The organism is Pseudonocardia sp. TMWB2A (assembly GCF_017312135.1).
In genome coordinates, this window is the sequence record NZ_QKQY01000001.1 from 119,331 (window position 1) to 136,504 (window position 17,174).

A 17,174-nucleotide genomic window follows, 5' to 3' on the forward strand; every position below is an offset into this window, starting at 1 on the left:
TAACGGGAATGCCTATCATTTCGATTTAAAACATACCTCAATAAGATATAGTTGCTCTCACGACAGGCAAGGCGACTCCGCCGAAAAGGCGGCATCGCCTTTGGGAGGGAGAGAGCAAATGCGCGACTATATGAAATCAGACCGGTCATTTCGGTCTCTTGTCATGACAACCGGTATGGCGTTGTTGGCCATTATGCCATGTGCTGGCATGGCACAGGCTTCAGACCCGCCCGAAGATCAAGAAGCATATGATAATATAGTCGTTACAGCGGTGCGCCAGGGCGGTGCGCAGGATATTAGCCATTTCCGTCAGGCGAGTTTTGATTCGGATGGGTTGCCATCTTTAGATTCTCTGACGGTCGAGGGTTTGTTCGGCGAACATGACCTTGCAATGGCAGGCACTGCCAAATGCGCGCAATATTTCTGTCTCACAGGTCAGGCGATGAATGCGGCCATTCCCTTGCGACCAGACGACCGCTATTTTGTCGGCATCGGATTTGGTAGCAATATTGATGCATCCAGTCTGCAACGCCAGCCGCTTAGCGTTGTTGCCGTGATTGACCGTTCTGGCTCCATGCAAGGCACCCCCATGGACCATGTCAAAACCGGACTACGTCAGATGGTATCCCAGCTTCGGGATAGTGATCGGCTCGCGTTGGTAATTTATGGTACGCACTCGCTGGTGCATCTTCCGGCGACAAATGTGCATGGCAATCGCGATATGCTGTTAGCAGCCATTGATTCTATCAAAATTGATGGTTCCACCAATATGGAAGAGGGGCTGGCAATAGGGTATCAGACGGCGCTTGCCGAAGCCGCGAGCTTCAAAGGCAAGACACGTGTGATGCTGTTTACGGACGAGCAACCCAATGTGGGTGCGACCGACACTGCAAGCTTTATGGGTATGGCACGTGAGGCTTCGGTCAAGGGTGTCGGCTTAACGACAATCGGTGTTGGCGTTCAATATGATGGCGCTCTGGCGAGTAAAATTTCGAGCGTACGGGGCGGCAATCTTTTCTTTGTTGCCAATCGCAAACAGGCGAATGATATTTTCTCTAAAGAGTTCAGCAATATGGTGAGCGAAGTCGCTTACGATATGGTGATCCGCCTTGAACCGCACACAGGATATAAAATCTCCGGCGTGTTTGGTGTTCCTGCCGAAGTTATGGAGGAGGGGAAGGACGGCGCGATTGAAGTCACGGTGCCCACTGCTTTCCTGTCCTCAAATAGTGGCGGGATTTATGTCGGCTTAGAACGAGCGGATGCGCGCGAACATTTGCCGGCCAGTCCTTTGGAGGGGCAAGCTTTGATGGCGGCATCTATGCGTTACATACGCGCAACCGATGGCAAACCGGGTGCTACCAATATTGTCGTGCGTGACGTTGCTGCCTCTCCTGACAAGGGTATGACCCTCGCCCATATGCTGGTGGACGAATATGTTACATTGACCGACGCGATGCAGCGGTTTCATACAAAAAGTGACCGGAGGGGTGCCTATGCACAGCTTGCGGGTTTGAAACAGCGTCTTGATGGCGCTGGCTTGCCCGAACTGCGTAAAGAACAGGAGTTGGTCAATAGCCTCCACACCAAAGCGGCCTATTTTGCGGGATTTGCCGGGGAGTTGCCCAAGGGGATGCGGCACATGGGCGTGCTGGGAAACTGGACGGTGACAAAAGTGGTTGGCCTTGAAGATGTCTATCGCGGAGATCGTGTGACATTTGATAATTCGAACCGGATGACAACCTTGTTCAAGAAAGAGCGCCACGGAAAAACGGATGTAGATCAGGCATTTGTGATCAACGACAAAGAAATCATATTGCCCGACGATAAACTACGGTTCGCTTATTATGCGAATGGCAACCGGCTTACGCTTATCACCCAAGACGGCTTGGGTATTCTGGATATGGTTAAGGCAGAAGACGCTAGCGATTGAGAGCACTACGCCTCTTTTCCTGACGAGCCATTTCATATAAAGCGCGCCATGTTTGAAGTGGCAGCTTCGCGCTGCCACTTTTTTTGCCACTTTAGCCTGTTAATGGATTCCGTACCGTGACCCTCTATGTTCGTTTTGCAGATCATATCAATGCGGTGCTGGATGCGCTGGAAGCGGCGGGGACGCTGCCTGCCGGATTGCCGCGCGGCAATGTGACGGTCGAGCCGCCGCGTGACGCCAGTCATGGCGACCTTGCGACCAATGCCGCGATGGTGCTGGCCAAGGGGGCAGGGACCAACCCGCGCGCGCTCGCCGAAGCGGTCAAGGCGGAACTTGAGAAAATCGACGAGGTGGCAAGCGTCGATATTGCCGGACCCGGCTTCATCAATATGCGTCTTGTGCCCGCAAGCTGGACCGGAGAGCTGGAGCAAATCCATGCGCTTGGTGATGCTTATGGCCGGTCCGACAAGGGCAAGGGCGTGTCGGTCAATGTCGAATATGTGTCGGCCAATCCGACCGGCCCCATGCATATGGGCCATTGCCGCGGCGCGGTGGTGGGCGATGCGCTCGCGACCTTGCTCGAAGCCATCGGCCATAAGGTGACGCGCGAATATTATGTCAATGATGCAGGCGGACAGGTCGATGTCCTCGCCCGTTCGGCGCATCTGCGTTATCGCGAGGCGCTGGGCGAAGCGATTGGCGACATTCCCGAAGGCCTTTATCCCGGCGATTATCTAAAGCCGGTCGGCGCGGCGCTCGCCAAGGAATATGGCGGCCAATATGTGTCCGCGCCGGAAAGCGAATGGCTGGCTTTGTTCCGCAAGGCCGCCGTCGCAGCGATGCTTGTCATGATTAAGGCGGATTTGAAACTGCTCGGCATCGAGCATGACCTGTTTTCGTCCGAAGCTGAATTGCAGGCTGCGGGTAAACCCGAAGCCGCCGAAAAATGGTTGCGCGAGCATGACCTTGTTTATGATGGCGTGCTAGAAGCCCCCAAGGGCGAAACGCCCGAAGATTGGGAGCCTGTGGAACTGCCGCTGTTCCGCTCGTCCAACTATGGCGATGACCAAGACCGCCCGATCAAGAAATCGGATGGTAGCTGGACCTATTTCGGCGCGGACTTGGCTTATCACTACCAGAAAGCGCAGCAATCGGATGAACTGATCGACATTTGGGGTGCGGACCATGCAGGAACGGTCAAGCGTATCCAAGCCGCCGTGGCCGCGCTCACCGGCGGCAAGACGCGCTTTGACGTGAAACTGGTCCAGATGGTGCGGCTGCTGCGCGATGGCGAGCCGGTTAAAATGTCGAAACGCGCGGGCAATTTCGTAACGCTCGCCGATGTCGTCAACGAAGTCGGCAAGGATGTGGTGCGCTTCACCATGCTTACCCGCAAGGCTGACGCGCAAATGGATTTCGACTTTGCCAGGGTGGTGGAAGCCTCCAAGGATAATCCGGTTTTCTATGTGCAATATGCCCATGCGCGCATCTGTTCGCTTCGGCGCAAGGCTGGGGCCGAAGGCATTGACCTGTCGGCGATGGACCTTGCCCGCCTGAACGAAGAGGAACTGGCGCTCGTCAAACTTGCCGCGCAATTTCCGCGCATTGTCGATTCGGCCGCCGCGAATCGCGAACCGCACCGAGTCGCTTTCTATCTGAACGACCTCGCAGCGGCCTTTCACAGCCTCTATAATATGGGCAATGACCGGCCTGAGCTGCGTATGGTGGTGGTTAATGACCCGGTCGCCACTTCCAGCAGGCTTTTCTTAACCGAAGGAATAGGGCAAGTTATCCGGAATGGCCTGTCTTTAATGGGGGTTAAGGCCGTCGAGGAGATGCAGTGATGAGCGAACAGGAACAGGTGGGAACAGATACGCTGGCGCTGGAAGAAGAGGATCGGCTGCCTTGGTTGGAAGCGGTGGACGCGAGCGAAGATGAAGCGGCGGTGTCGCCGGGAAGGCTGATCGGCTTGGTGTTGGGCGGGCTTGCCGCGCTTGCTTTGCTGGTCGGCGCGATCTGGTGGCTTCAGGACCGCAACAATACCAATGGCGAAGGCGAACTGATCGCCGCGGCCGACGGGGATTATAAGGTTGCGCCGTCCGAACCGGGCGCCAAACAATTCCAGGGCGAAGGCGATGCGAGCTATAAGACCAGCCAGGGCGGCGAGGTTGCAGGCAAGATTGACCTTACCAAAGCCCCCGAAACCCCGGCCAATGCCAAGACGGCAGCGCCCGGCATAGGGTCGGGCGCTTTGCCTGCCGCGCCTGCCAAGGTCGGCACCACCACCACGCCGCCGCCAGATCTTCCGGCGCAAAACACCGTCCCGGCGGCGGGCAGCGCGATGGTCCAGCTTGGCGCGTTCAATTCGGAAGCGGTTGCCAACAAAGCATGGGCCGATATGGCCAAGCGTTTCCGCTTCCTGTCGGGAGCCAAACATAGTGTGACCGCGGCAAGCGTCGGCGGCGGCACCGTCTATCGTCTGCGCGCAGCGGTCGCGAATAATGCGCAGGCTTCCGACATTTGCACCAAAATGGCGGCTGCGGGGGAAAATTGCATGGTAGTGCGCTAATTGCGCAACAGGTCCGTATAAACTGCCAAAATCGCGACGAAAAGGGCGAGCCCCGCTTTGCGGAGGTCGCCCTTTTGTTTATGGTGATAACTTGGTGTTGAGTTGATGGGTGACGAATGAAACCGGTAATCTTCGGCATGGCGGGGGAGAAATTGACCACGGACGAGCGTGCTTTTTTCAAGCAGGCCGAGCCGGCGGGCTATATTTTATTTGCCCGCAACATCATCACCAAAGATCAGGTCCGAGCGCTGACCGATGAATTGCGCACGCTGCATGGCCGCGATGATCTGGCTATCCTGGTTGATCAGGAAGGCGGCCGCGTGGCGCGCATGAAAGCGCCGGTATGGCCGGAATTCCCATCGGGCGGCGTGTTCGATGCGCTTTATGAAACCGCGCCCGCCAGCGCGATTGAAGCCGCGCGCGTTAATGCGCAAGCCCTGGCCGTGATTCTCGCCGAAGTCGGCGTGACCGTAAACTGCCTGCCCTTGCTAGATGTGCGCCAGCCGGACGCCGACCCGATCATGGGCGACCGCACGCTGGGCATGGACCCGATGCGCGTCGCCGCTATCGGACGCGGCATCTTGGAAGGCTTGCTCAAAGGCGGCGTGATGGGTGTTGTCAAACATATGCCGGGCCATGGCCGCGCGACGGTCGATAGCCATAAGGAACTGCCGGTCGTCACCGCGCCCGACATTGACTTGCAGCATGACCTTGCGCCCTTTGCCGCGCTTAAGGATGCGCCGATGGGGATGACCGCCCATGTCGTCTATACCGCGTGGGATAAGGATAATCCGGCGAGCCTGTCGCCCTATGTGATCGAAAATATCATCCGCGAACGGATCGGCTTTAACGGCCTGTTGATGTCGGACGATATTGATATGCAAGCCTTGTCGGGCAGCGTCCCTGACCGCGCGGTCGGTGTGGTGCAGGCAGGCTGTGACTTGGCGCTCAACTGCTGGGGCCGGATGGACGAGATGATCGAGATGGCCGAACGCCTTCCCGAAATCCGTCCCGAAAGCCGCACGCGGCTCGATCGTGCGATGGCGATGATTAGCGGCACGCGGCGCGAATTGCCGCCCTTGGCCGATTTGATGGCCAAGCGCGACGCGCTGCTTGCGGTGGCATAACGGACGACGCCCTTGGCCACCGATGACCTGTTCGAAGAGGGGATCGACAGCGGCACCCTTGGCGGGGAGGACATCCTCCAGCTCAATATTGACGGATGGGAAGGGCCGCTCGATCTGTTGCTCGCGCTCGCGCGTAACCAGAAGGTTGATTTGCGCGAAATTTCAATCCTCGCGCTGGTCGAACAATATCTCGATTATATCGACAGCGCCCATGCGCTAAAGCTGGAAATTGCAGCGGATTATCTGGTGATGGCGGCGTGGCTTGCCTATCTCAAATCCGGTCTGCTACTCCCCAAAGACCCGACCATCGACCCGTCGCCCGAAGAATTGGCGCTGCGCTTGCAACTACGCTTGCAGCGTTTGAACGCGATGCGCGATGCGGGCGCGCGCTTGATGGGGCGCGACAGGGTAGGGCGAGATGTGTTCCTGAACGGCGCACCTTGGGGCTTGCGCACCATCAAAAAAGCGCGCTGGGAATGTTCTTTGTTCGACCTGATGAGCGCCTATGGGCAGGTCAAATTGCGCACAGAGCCGGTGGTCCATATGGTCGCGCGCCGTCCGGTAATGACCCTCGACGCCGCCATCGCGCGGGTGAGCCGGTTGATCGGCGTGCATCTCGACTGGACCAGTCTCGAAACTTTCCTGCCGCCCGATTTTGAAGGCGAATTGCGTAAGTCCGCCCTCGCGTCGAGTTTTGTGGCGGCGCTCGAACTCGCGCGACTTGGCAAAGTGTCGATCAAACAGGATGGCGCGTTCGAACCGCTCTATCTAAAAGCGGCAGGGTGATGGCGCTGCTTTTTCAACGCCCGCGCCGAACCATGCGCCCGCAAATCCTCCCCTGCAAGGGGAGGTGGCAGGCGCGTCAGCGCCTGACGGAGGGGTGTCGCGCTATCGAGAGGGTCTCACCCCTCCGTCTTCCCCTTGCGGGCAATCCACCTCCCCTTGCAGGGGAGGATTTAGGATGGGTAACATTTCTGCCATGACCCCGATTCCCGATTTTGAACGCGGCGTCGAAGCCACGCTATTTGCTGCCGACAAGCCGATGTCCCTTGCCGATCTTACCATCTATGTGGGCGAACAGGGCGACCTCAAGGTCGCGCTCGTGGCGATACAGGCGCGCCATGCGGGGAGTGGTATTGAATTGGTCGAGCGCGGCGGACGCTGGCATTTCCAGACGCCCGCCGACCTTGCCTATCTCCTCCGCCCCGAACGCGAAGAACCGCGCAAACTGACGCGCGCAGGGATGGAAGTGCTGGCCATCATAGCCTATCATGAACCAGTGAGCCGCGCGGAAATCGAAGCCATTCGCGGGGTGCAGACCGCCAAAGGCACGCTTGATGTGCTGATGGAGGCGGGCTGGGTGCGTCCCGCCGGACGACGTGAAGTGCCGGGGCGACCTCTTATCTATAAGACGACGCCCGACTTTCTCACCCATTTCGGCTTGCAATCGCGGCGCGACTTGCCGGGCATTGACGATTTACGCGCGGCAGGCCTGCTCGACCCGGTCGATGAAGCGTTTGAACAGCTTGACCTCGAATCCGAACTGGAAACCGGCAGCGATAATGACTAGATAGAATGTGGAAAAGCGCATATGCGCAATTTCGCGAGGGTTTGCCGTGCGGATAATATGTGATTATGCGCGTCCGGCAAATACGCCGCTCGTCAGGGCGCGCTTTCAGCACGCTTCCGGATGGCATTGAAAAAGCGGCGATAATTTCGCGACGACATATCAGGAGTTTGATTACATGGGTGCGTTTGGCATTTGGCACTGGCTGATTTTGGGCTTGGTCGTCCTGTTATTGTTCGGCAAGGGCCGATTCTCCGGCATGATGGGCGATGTGGCCAAGGGATTGAAGGAATTCAAAAAAGGCATGGCCGAAGACGATGACGCCAACGCGCCTTCCTCGACCAACATTCCGCCGCGCATTGACGCCAAGCCGGACGCTGCCCCGCAACAGCCGACGCTCGACGGTAAGCCGATTCCGCCGCACGACCCGCGTATCTGAACTTTTCCTATGGGGCCGCGTCTTTTTCGATGTTTGATATAGCGCCTACCGAACTGCTCGTCGTGGCGATTGTCGCGCTGGTGGTTATCGGCCCCAAAGATTTGCCCAAAGCGTTGCGCTTTGTCGGCAATTGGGTGGGGAAAGCGCGGCGCATGGCCGCCCATTTCCGCGCGGGCGTCGACAATATGGTGCGCGAGGCGGAGCTTGAAGAGCTTAAAAAAGATTGGGAAGAGCAAAATCGCCGCATCATGGCGGAATTTCCCAATGCCGATGATATGTCGCCCACCATGCGCGAGGCCAATCCGGGCTTTCCGGCGGAGAGCGCAGGGAGCGGGGCAGGGGTCGATGGTGCCACGCCGCCGCCGCCCGTAACCGATGGCATGGTGCAGGCTCCGGCCGATGCCCCATCAAGGGATGCACCAAAAATAGAGGCTCCCGAAAGCGGCGCCCCCAAAAGCGGTGGAGCAGGGTTATGACCGCGCTTCCCGACCCCCACACCGGCCCGCATCCGGCAACCGGCCCCGCCCTTCCCGACGAAGAGATTGACCAGAGCAAGGCCCCGTTGCTCGACCATCTGATCGAATTGCGTCAGCGCCTCTTATGGTCGCTGCTCGCGCTCGCTATTGCGTTCGGTGTGTGCTTCTATTTCGCCGACCAGATATTTGCCTTTCTGGTCCAGCCCTTGCTGCGCGCAGGGCAGGGCACGCTCATCTACACCCAATTGTTCGAAGCATTTTTCGTGCAGGTAAAGGTCGCGCTGTTTTCCGCCTGCATGATCGCCTTTCCGGTGATCGCGATGCAGATCTGGAAATTTGTCGCGCCGGGGCTTTATCGCAACGAAAAGCGCGCATTATTGCCCTTCCTGTTCGCAACGCCGGTTTTGTTTCTGGCAGGGGCGGCGCTCGCTTATTATTTCGTCATTCCGACCGCGCTCCATTTTCTGCTTGGCTTCCAAGGCAATCTCGGCGGGGTCGAGCGTGAGGCTTTGCCCGCGATCGGCAATTATCTCACCTTCATCATGCAATTTGTGATGGCGTTCGGCATTGCGTTCCAACTGCCAATCCTCATCATGCTGCTGGAGCGCGCCGGGATTGTGACGTTCGACCAGCTTAAAGGCGCGCGGCGTTATATGATTGTCGCCGCCTTCGCGATAGCAGCGGTGGCAACCCCGCCCGACCCGATCAGCCAGCTCATGCTCGCCATACCCTTATGCCTCCTCTACGAAGTCGCCCTCATCGCAATCCGCATCACCGGACGACGCAAACAGGCAGTGGCGGGAAGCGATATTTCGGCCTGAGGCTTTCGCTGGTTGCGCTGGAAAAAGGTTCACGCGGAGGCGCGAAGGCGCGGAGATTTGTGAATCCCGCTCGCCCTACCACCCCGTTCGCCCAAAGTAGCGGCGTAACGAAGGGCCTTTTTGGATAAGGTGCTTCGATACGGCCTGCGGCCTACTCAGCACGAACGGGTTAGTGGGGCGGATTCACAAATATTGATTCAAAAATCGTCGCGCCTTCGCGGCTTCGCGTGAATCCAAACAGACACAAAACTGATATGCTAAACCGCCACACAAAATTCACAAAAGCTGCAAAGAATAGTCCCCAAAAAAATAGACCCGGCGCGCTTTCAAAAGGGGGAGGAAGCGCAGCCGGGTCATATATCTGGATGACGAGAGCGGGGGGCTAAGTGCGCCATCCGAAATATATAATTCACGGGCGCGCTATTGGTTCCCGCGCCGCGTGAATTATTTTTATTTTTTTCGACCTCAGAAACTTACCCGCACGGAAGCGCGGAAATCGCGGCCTGCCATGGGCACATAATCCTTGGTGAAACTCGCCGCCCGGCGCGCTTCTACATCGAACAGATTATTGGCCGACAAGAGCAAGGTCAGCCCGCCCGATTTCCCCATCGGACGCCAGGCCAGCGATGCATTGACCAAGGTAAACGCATCGGTCGGGGTTTCGAACGCACCGACGCGGTCCTGTTTGAAACTATGTTCGACCTCGACGCGCCCGTCAAAATGTTCGCTTTGCGCTTCAAGCCCGCCCATCAGGCGCAGCGGCGGGATACGCGGGATGGCGGCATAATCGCCCGCATCATTGCGTGCGCTCGCATGGACATAATCGGCGACGCCATCGACAAGAAAGTTCCAGTCGCGCGTTTCTGCGAGTTTGACGCTCGCTTCGGCTTCAAAGCCATAATAGCGCGCGTCGCGCTGGATATATTGGAACACCGGCAGATCGTCGATGCTGTCGCCGGTTGCGATGTCAAAGATATAATTGTCGAACTTGGTATAATAGCCGGTGAGCGATGCGGTGAAACCGGGCTTGTCGACGCGCAGATAGGCTTCGCCGCCCCAGCTTTTTTCCAGTTTCAGGTTGGCGTTGCCGATTTCATAGCTTTGCGTCGCGATATGCGGGCCATCGGCAAATAATTCTTCGGCGGACGGCGCGCGCACCGCGCGGGTGAGGTTGACGCCCAGCTTGATGTCGGGGTCAAGCTTGTAAGACATTCCGAGCGCGCCCGACAAAGCGTTGAAATTGCGCTTGCCCTCGACCGACGGGGCGGCGACGCGCGTATGTTCATAACGCAGCGCGCCTTCAAGGCCGAGATTGCCCAATTCCAGTTCCTGCAACGTGAACAGGCCGCTTTGTTCGGTATGGTTGGGCGGGACGAACGCTTCTTCGCCGACCGCGCTCATGTCGCGGCTATTATATTGGAAGCCGCTGGTGCCCGACCAGCCATTGCGCTCGCGCTGGACCAGCTCCAACCGGCCCTCAATGCCCTGGTTGTAGAAAACCGTGCCGACATTGCCGCCTTCAAATTCGGTGTGGGTATAATCGGCAAAGCCTGCGCGCACGCGGATGCGGTCAAGGAAGCCGCCGCTGGTTTCAACCTCGCCGCGCAAATCCGCGCGCCATTGCTTCATGCCGATGGTCACATCACCATGATCGTGGCCATGTTCATGGCCGTGGCCATCATCATGGTCGTGGTCATGCCCGTGGTCATGCCCGTGGTCATGGTCGTGATGATGCTCAAGCTCGGGGCGGCCCGGCACGCCATAATTGGTTTCGAAATAGCCGACCGATACGCCCAGATTACCGCGGTCGGTGATGAGTGCAAAGCCGGTGCCTGCGCTCTTGGTTTCGGTCGCGCTGTTGGGGATGCGGCCCTTGAGCTTTGCTGCGCCATAGGCTTCGGCGGCTTCTTCACTTTCGCCTTCTTCGGTTGCTTCATCGCCCAAATGGATGAGCGCGGCGCGATATTGCGGCGAATAGACATAGCCGCCGGTGCGCAGATCATCGGTTTTGCGCCAGGTGCCATCGACGTGCCAGACAAATTTATCGCCCAGCGGCACATCGAGCGACGCGCCGACGCTGCGTTCCTTGGCAGCGCTGCCATAGGTCGCGAGGCCGTCAACATGGACGCCATGTTCTGGCATTGCACGCGGGATGCGGCGGTCAAGGACATTGACCGCGCCGCCCATTGCCGAGCTGCCATAAAGGAGGACAGCGGGCCCGCGCAGCACTTCGATGCGCTCGGCGGTTAGCGGGTCGATCGTGACCGCATGGTCGGCCGAGGTATTGGACACGTCAATCGAACCGATGCCGTCGGTGAGGACGCGCACGCGCTCGCCCTGAAAGCCGCGCAATACGGGGCGCGAGGCTCCGGGGGTAAAGCTTGTCGCGGAAACGCCCGGCAGCTTGGTGAGGCTGTCCCCGATTTGCGGGCGCAGATCGAGCGCGAGCTTTTCGCCGCCGACCACCGATACGCCCGCCAGAACGTCGAGCGCCTTCACATATTTGCCGGTCACGACAATCGCATCGTCATTGTGGAAATCATCGGCATTGCGGGTCGAGGCGGCTTCGGGTGCGGCCGCATCGCCGGTGGCATCCTGCGCAAAAGCGGGAGCGGCGACAAGCGCAAGCGCGGCGACGGACAGACGGAGAGCGATGGGGGTTTTCAAGATGATTTCCTTACGGGGCAAGCTAATGGTCGGCGCACCCAGTAATGATATATTATCTCACAATCAACCCGCTTTGACGGGGTAAATGGTGCAGTTGGCCGGAAAAATAGCGCGGGAGAGTGCGGTAAGGTGGTGGATGGATGAGGGTGTGCCTGTGCAAATGCTCGCCTAAGCCGATAGAAATATTATCGAATTTTCTGCGTTTCTACGGCCTTCGCGACCATCATTTTCGGGGCGTTTGCCCAGAGAAATTTATGTCTGTCATGGAAAAAATCGATCAGCAGCTGAGAGAGGCAGGGGGCCATCCTACACAAAAATCATAGTAAGATGCGTTGCGATAGCGATGTTTGTCAGAGCGGCACGATGGACTGTGTGCGCCTTGAAATCACGAAGGTTAACCTGTATCAATTTCCCTATCATTCATGAAGAATATCAGCCGTCCCGCAGGGCCGCTTTGTGGACCGGTGCGGAGGCAAAGGGGGGGATGTGATGATAAGAGGGAGTGTTTCGATATTGGCGTTGGCCGCGGGCGCGGCTTTGGCGGCGTCGGCCTTTGTGGTGCCCGAAGGGATGGCTCAAAGCGGACCGTCCTTGCCCATCGCCAAAGGGGCGTGGGTGGACCAATATAATCAATGCGGTTCGACCGGTCAGGTTTATGTTTATGACGGCACCCGTTGGGGCAACATCTATTATTTCGAAAATCCGCAAATGGGCCGCGAGCCGCAAGCCGAACTCCACCGCATTACCAAAGCAACGCGGTTGCGCAGCGGCTTTACCGATTTCACCACCACAGTGTCGCTGGGCGGAACTGCGTTCGAGCGGGTAAAGGCGCTCGGCCCTAATCGCGCGACCTACCAGATGGGCGCACCGGCGCGCGACCGTGTCGAGGTCGATCAACTGACGCTGACCTTGTGCAACCCCGCCAGCCTGTCACAGCGGATGCAAGCGGCGGTGCGCCGCCTTGCACCAGCGGCTTGGACGGGCGCAGCGGCGATAGCGGCAGCCCCGGTTCCGGCAGCTCGGCCAACGCCTGCTCCGCAAAGCGCAGGGGCGGGAGGCTGGCGAGCTTTGCACGACCAGACTGGCTCCTTTGCTGCCTTGCCGCGCACAGGGAAAATCCGCAATATCCTTCTGGCCTGTAATGCCGATGGCAATGTGTTGATGATCATGGACGTGCCGACGGTATCGCGCGGCACGTCCATGAATGTGCGCTTCAATAACCAGTTCGATACGCAGTTCAGCATAGCGCCGGCGGAAAAATTATGGGCGTCCACGCTGTCATCGGAAATGCTCGGAATCATGATGTATGCCGATACCATCAGCATATCCTCGCCCGTGATTCCTGCCGAAACCGTTACGCTGGCCGGATCGTCCAAGGCGTTTCGTGAAGGGCTGGGCGCTTGTCTTTTTGATCCCGGAGCGGGGATGCCTGCACCCGCCGGGCCGCTGGGCGTAGCGCCCGGCTATTATGTCAATGAAGGCACATTATGCACCGATGCCCCGCATTATTTCTATTATGACGGGCGGCGCCACGGACTGATTGCGCGCGGCACAGCTAGACCCGAAACGACGCTAGCGCCGGTCGGCACGCCGCGCCGCAACGGGCAGGCTTGGCGCACAGCAAGCGGGATAGTGGTCGAGCCCAAAGAGGCAGGACGCATCGCCTATAATGAAGAAGCAAACCGGAATGTCGGCGCGCCGATGCGCTGGTGCGCGCCCACCCATGTGCCCGCGTCGGTCAAACTACGCTAAGGGCTTTTGCTTTTTGCGAATTCACCTCTGACGCACCTTCTTATTATCTTGGCTATCAGCCAGCGCATAAAAGTGGATGGCCCAAAAAAGAAGGGGAGCCGGTAAAGCTCCCCTTCCATATGTTTGATGCAACTGATTTTACGATAAAATCAGAATTTGGCGGTGAAGCCTGCATAGAAGAAGCGGCCAAGGGCCGGATAAATGGCGTCATCACCCGTGCCCGTCGCATCATAAGGCGGGAGCTGGTTGAACGCATTATCCACGCCGGTGTAGAATTCGAATGTCTTGTTGACGTCCACACCGATGCGGAAGTTGTGATAGGTTTGCGTCGGATAATAAGGCATCGGACGCGCATCGGGGTTGGTTGCAGGACGGCCCTGATGCGGGAAGAAGGTTTCCCAACCAAAGCCCTTCATGATCTGCTTGCCAACGAAGCGCATGCTATATCCAAGATCGACCCCGCCAAGGTCGAGGTTGGCCGACAAGCTACCTGCCCACACCGGATCGCCCAAGGTGCCATGCAGGCGGTCCGAGCGATTGGGTTCAGTGATGTAGCTATAGCTTTCACGCTTGATCAGATAGCTGACCAAGGCGCGCAGCGTCAGCGCCGTATTGTCGTTGAAGCTGTGACGGTACATGATGTCAGCATCAATGCCCGACGTTTTCAGCGCAGCGAAGTTGAACGGCTGGTTATAGAAAGACGCTCCAAGAACCGGCAGGGTGATATCGCCATTGATATTGTCGAGACGACGCGAGCTCTGGCCATCGAAGGTCAGGTTGGCAAGCGGGTCGGACGACGTACGGCGCGAAATCGCATCACAGAATACGTTATTGATGCCACCCGGATCATCATAACAACGGTTGATGATCGCCTGACCGGTCAAACCGGAAATGACGTTCTTCACCTTGATGTTGTAATAATCGACCGTCATCGCGAAACCGGGCAGGAAAGTCGGCTGGAATACGGCACCGAGCGTGAAGCTCTTGCCGACTTCGGGAAGCAGACTGTCATTACCGCGGTTGATGCCCTGAAGGCCCGATCCGGGCGTGTTGGTCCAGGGACGGGTAATCGTGTTGCCCGCAGCATCTGTATAGGTGATCGATGTCGGAATGCCCGCATCGCGGCAATTCTTTTCACGGTTCGGGTTCGACGTAATATTGTTCGAAGCGTTGGTGCCACCTGCCTGATCGCAAGGATCGGTGAAACCGTTCTGGAACGTCGTTGCCGGCGTTGCATACAGGTTTGACAGATTCGGCGCACGAACCGACTTGGCGTAAGACGCACGGAAGCGAAGATCGCTGACCGGAGCCCAGACCAAACCGACATTATATGCCCAAACCGAACCGGTCTTGCCGCCATAATCCGAAACACGGCCCGCGCCATCGAGGGTCAGTTCATGGAAGAAGGGCGTATTGGCAAGGATCGGAACCTTCAATTCTGCAAAGGCTTCTTTCACCTTGAGCTTGGGCGGATCGAAGGTCGAAATCGCGTTCAGGAAGGTCGCACCCGATTTGGTGACATCGTCATAAGTCGAGAATGCTTTTTCTTCGCGATATTCACCGCCCAGTGCGAAACCGATCGGACCACCGGGTAACTCAAGGAAGTTCCCTGTATCGCCTGAAATGAAAGCGATAGCGTTGAGCTGTTCGGCTTTCTGCTTGCGCCAAGATTGTTGCAAGACATAGGCTTTGGCTTCCGGTGTCGCCGCGCCATAACCGAACAGGTTCAACGGTGCGCAATTCGGATCGTCATTGTTGGGATTGGTGTCTGCATTGATTCCGCAGACAATCTGGCCAGCACCATTGCGGACCGCATTGACCGCATTGCGCCAACGTTGGAGATGCACGTTGCCGCCGGTTTCATAATAGGTTTCGGTGCGGCCATAGCTCAACGACACTTCATAGTTGAGGTTATTGCTCAACTTACCGCGGCTGCCGACAGCACCGAGATAGGTTTCGCGCTTATGATTTTCAGCACGCGTACCAAGGTCATTGTTGAAACGCTGCATCGTGAAAGTCGATGCGCCGCCTGTAATCAATGCCAGTTGTTCACGGGCCTGATCCGTAAGGAACGGATTGCTCGTGCTGAAAGTCGGGCTCAGCGTCGAGGCCACGAAGGTCGGCTGCGTGCTTTGCTGCGTTGCTTTGATGCGGACATAGCCGAGTTCGACGAACGGATTGAAAGCATCCGAAATATTGCCATTGAAGAACAGGTTGGCGTTGATACGGTCAATGCCGGGATAGAGCATGGCATCTTCCACGCCCGTTGCGCTGAGGCCACCAAGAACGCCGCCACCGATCTGGCGATTGTCCACCAGACCGCGCGACGGGTCGTCACGGACCAATGTGCCATCAGGAAGGAATGCAAAGTTATAGCCGAGCGCGCCGCCCGTGGGGTTGGTCTGGCCAGTACAAACTGCTGCAATACGCGCGGCATTGCCTGAAGCATTTGCTGCAGCGCATGAGGTCAGGACATAACCACCGGTGGAAAGGTTGCCGAAGGTGATGCCCGGATTGCCATCCACAAACACCGTGTTCGGAATACCGTCAAAGTTGCGGTTCGGTGCCGTGGTGATCTGCGAGGTGATGAAGCCGGGGACACCCGTGGTCGCGCCGAGATAATCGCGGTCGGCAAAGAACAGGGCATTGCTGTGCGTATATTCGAGTGAACCGGTGATATTGAACCGGCCATCGGCAAAATTATGACCGGCAACCGCACTCAACGAATAAGAGCCGCGATCCCCGTAAGTGGTCGCGCCGGCCTGACCCGAAATACGCAGACCTTCAAAGTCCTTCTTGGTGATAAAGTTCACCACGCCCGCAATAGCGTCCGAACCGTAAATAGCCGAGTTGCCCCCGGTAACAGTTTCGATTTTTTCAAGCAGCGCGCTGGGGATCGTGTTGATGTCAACAAGATAGGAGCCGGGTTGCGCCGTCACGCGACGACGGCCATTGACCAGCACGAGCGTGCGTGCGGTGCCCAGGCCACGAAGGTCGAGGCCGTTAATCCCTGCAGTACCGATTGAGCCGGTCGAGTTTGCTTGCGTGAACGTCGAGCGCATCGAGGGAAGCTGGCTGAGCGCATCACCAAGCGAGAGGTCGCCCTTTTGCATCAATTCCGAAGGCGTAATGGTGGTAACGGGGGTCGCCAGATCCAGATTACGGCTCATAATGCGCGAACCGGTCACGACGATTGCATCGTCGGTGCTTTCAACGCTGGGTTGGCAGCCGGGCAGCGATGCGTCGGTTGCGCATTCGGCCTCGGATGGCGAACTGGTGGTTTGTGCAAAAGCTGGCGTGACGCCAACAGCAACCAAGCCGGCCAATGCAGAGCCGGTCAATAGTCGGGTTAATCGCATTTGGGTGAAACTCCCCTATTGGTGTTGATACTCGATCTGATTCAATGTTTCGCCGATCTGCCGCGCGGGCAACGGGTCAAAAACATTCTTTATCTATCAACGCGGCAACCACCTTAGGGCAAGACAATAAGCCCGAAAATGCAAAGCTTTTCCGTCACTGTGCCATTAAAGCCACAATTTCCGAATCTGAACATATGATGTACCGTTGAGAGAATTGGAAAAATTTTACAGCAGTGCAAAGTCAATCAAAAATCTGCTTACATTAATTAGAAAATGCTGGATTTATATTCATGTAGCAACGGCAGGCGACGGTCATACGGGCGTGTATAGGCTATATGGCTTGATAACAAAAAATCTTTTCGGCTTGATACAATCTATTTTCCTGTTTCGTCATAAAATGGAAATAAAAGATCAAAAAAGATGATGACATGTGATGGTCAACTATTTATGAAACGTGAAAATAG

12 protein-coding genes are annotated in these 17,174 nt (G+C 57.3%); 10 read left to right on the forward strand and 2 right to left on the reverse strand.

Annotation, left to right across the window (positions count from 1 at the left end):
• The first annotated feature begins 118 nt into the window (after nt 1–118).
• The 9 genes from DMP17_RS00610 (at nt 119) to tatC (ending at nt 8,932) form a co-directional block, all read left to right on the forward strand.
• Nucleotides 119–1,933, forward strand: a complete 1,815-nt coding sequence (locus DMP17_RS00610) for a vWA domain-containing protein (protein WP_337827146.1) — start codon at nt 119–121, stop codon at nt 1,931–1,933.
• 116 nt (nt 1,934–2,049) lie between these two features.
• Nucleotides 2,050–3,777 carry an arginine--tRNA ligase gene (gene argS / locus DMP17_RS00615; protein ID WP_337827147.1) on the forward strand — a complete coding sequence of 576 codons (1,728 nt, stop codon included), beginning with the start codon at nt 2,050–2,052 and terminating at the stop codon, nt 3,775–3,777.
• Entirely contained in the window at nt 3,777–4,502 is a 726-nt protein-coding gene (locus tag DMP17_RS00620; protein ID WP_337827148.1) for an SPOR domain-containing protein, read from the forward strand. The genes argS and DMP17_RS00620 overlap by 1 nt, the downstream gene beginning before the upstream one ends.
• Before the next feature lie 116 nt (nt 4,503–4,618).
• Nucleotides 4,619–5,629, forward strand: coding sequence for a beta-N-acetylhexosaminidase (gene nagZ / locus DMP17_RS00625; RefSeq protein WP_337827149.1), 1,011 nt, complete (start codon nt 4,619–4,621; stop codon nt 5,627–5,629).
• A gap of 12 nt (nt 5,630–5,641) precedes the next feature.
• The gene (locus tag DMP17_RS00630; RefSeq protein ID WP_337827150.1) at nt 5,642–6,415 is read left to right on the forward strand and encodes a segregation and condensation protein A; all 774 of its coding nucleotides are present in this window, start codon (nt 5,642–5,644) and stop codon (nt 6,413–6,415) included.
• Between the two features lie 193 nt (nt 6,416–6,608).
• Nucleotides 6,609–7,199: an SMC-Scp complex subunit ScpB gene (gene scpB / locus DMP17_RS00635; protein ID WP_337827151.1), complete on the forward strand. Its 591-nt coding sequence runs from the start codon at nt 6,609–6,611 to the stop codon at nt 7,197–7,199.
• 175 nt (nt 7,200–7,374) lie between these two features.
• On the forward strand, nt 7,375–7,635 hold the full coding sequence (locus DMP17_RS00640) for a twin-arginine translocase TatA/TatE family subunit (protein WP_337827152.1): 261 nt from the start codon (nt 7,375–7,377) through the stop codon (nt 7,633–7,635).
• 29 nt (nt 7,636–7,664) lie between these two features.
• A complete protein-coding gene (gene tatB / locus DMP17_RS00645; RefSeq protein ID WP_337827153.1) occupies nt 7,665–8,111 on the forward strand; it encodes a Sec-independent protein translocase protein TatB in 447 nt (148 codons plus the stop codon).
• Nucleotides 8,108–8,932 (forward strand): twin-arginine translocase subunit TatC, encoded by an 825-nt coding sequence (gene tatC / locus DMP17_RS00650; protein ID WP_337827154.1) that lies wholly within the window; start codon nt 8,108–8,110, stop codon nt 8,930–8,932. Before tatB ends, tatC begins: the two co-directional genes overlap by 4 nt.
• Before the next feature lie 465 nt (nt 8,933–9,397).
• Here the strand turns inward: tatC and DMP17_RS00655 are convergent, their stop codons facing one another.
• The gene (locus DMP17_RS00655; RefSeq protein WP_337827155.1) at nt 9,398–11,599 is read right to left on the reverse strand and encodes a TonB-dependent receptor; all 2,202 of its coding nucleotides are present in this window, start codon (nt 11,597–11,599) and stop codon (nt 9,398–9,400) included.
• A 489-nt stretch (nt 11,600–12,088) separates the two neighbouring features.
• Between DMP17_RS00655 and DMP17_RS00660 the strand changes: the two genes are divergently transcribed.
• Complete coding sequence (locus DMP17_RS00660) at nt 12,089–13,351, forward strand: hypothetical protein (protein WP_337827156.1); 1,263 nt, start codon at nt 12,089–12,091, stop codon at nt 13,349–13,351.
• 149 nt (nt 13,352–13,500) lie between these two features.
• Here the strand turns inward: DMP17_RS00660 and DMP17_RS00665 are convergent, their stop codons facing one another.
• A complete protein-coding gene (locus DMP17_RS00665) occupies nt 13,501–16,710 on the reverse strand; it encodes a TonB-dependent receptor domain-containing protein (RefSeq protein WP_337827157.1) in 3,210 nt (1,069 codons plus the stop codon).
• Nucleotides 16,711–17,174 lie beyond the last annotated feature (464 nt).

What these genes read in the sequence shown, in the direction of transcription:
- DMP17_RS00640 (WP_337827152.1), top strand. Translation starts at nt 7,375, where the DNA reads ATGGGTGCGTTTGGCATTTGGCACTGGCTGATTTTGGGCTTGGTCGTC.
- DMP17_RS00660 (WP_337827156.1), top strand. Translation starts at nt 12,089, where the DNA reads ATGATAAGAGGGAGTGTTTCGATATTGGCGTTGGCCGCGGGCGCGGCT.
- scpB (WP_337827151.1), top strand. Translation starts at nt 6,609, where the DNA reads ATGACCCCGATTCCCGATTTTGAACGCGGCGTCGAAGCCACGCTATTT.
- DMP17_RS00620 (WP_337827148.1), top strand. Translation starts at nt 3,777, where the DNA reads ATGAGCGAACAGGAACAGGTGGGAACAGATACGCTGGCGCTGGAAGAA.
- DMP17_RS00610 (WP_337827146.1), top strand. Translation starts at nt 119, where the DNA reads ATGCGCGACTATATGAAATCAGACCGGTCATTTCGGTCTCTTGTCATG.
- tatC (WP_337827154.1), top strand. Translation starts at nt 8,108, where the DNA reads ATGACCGCGCTTCCCGACCCCCACACCGGCCCGCATCCGGCAACCGGC.
- nagZ (WP_337827149.1), top strand. Translation starts at nt 4,619, where the DNA reads ATGAAACCGGTAATCTTCGGCATGGCGGGGGAGAAATTGACCACGGAC.
- tatB (WP_337827153.1), top strand. Translation starts at nt 7,665, where the DNA reads ATGTTTGATATAGCGCCTACCGAACTGCTCGTCGTGGCGATTGTCGCG.
- DMP17_RS00665 (WP_337827157.1), bottom strand. Translation starts at nt 16,710, where the DNA reads ATGCGATTAACCCGACTATTGACCGGCTCTGCATTGGCCGGCTTGGTT.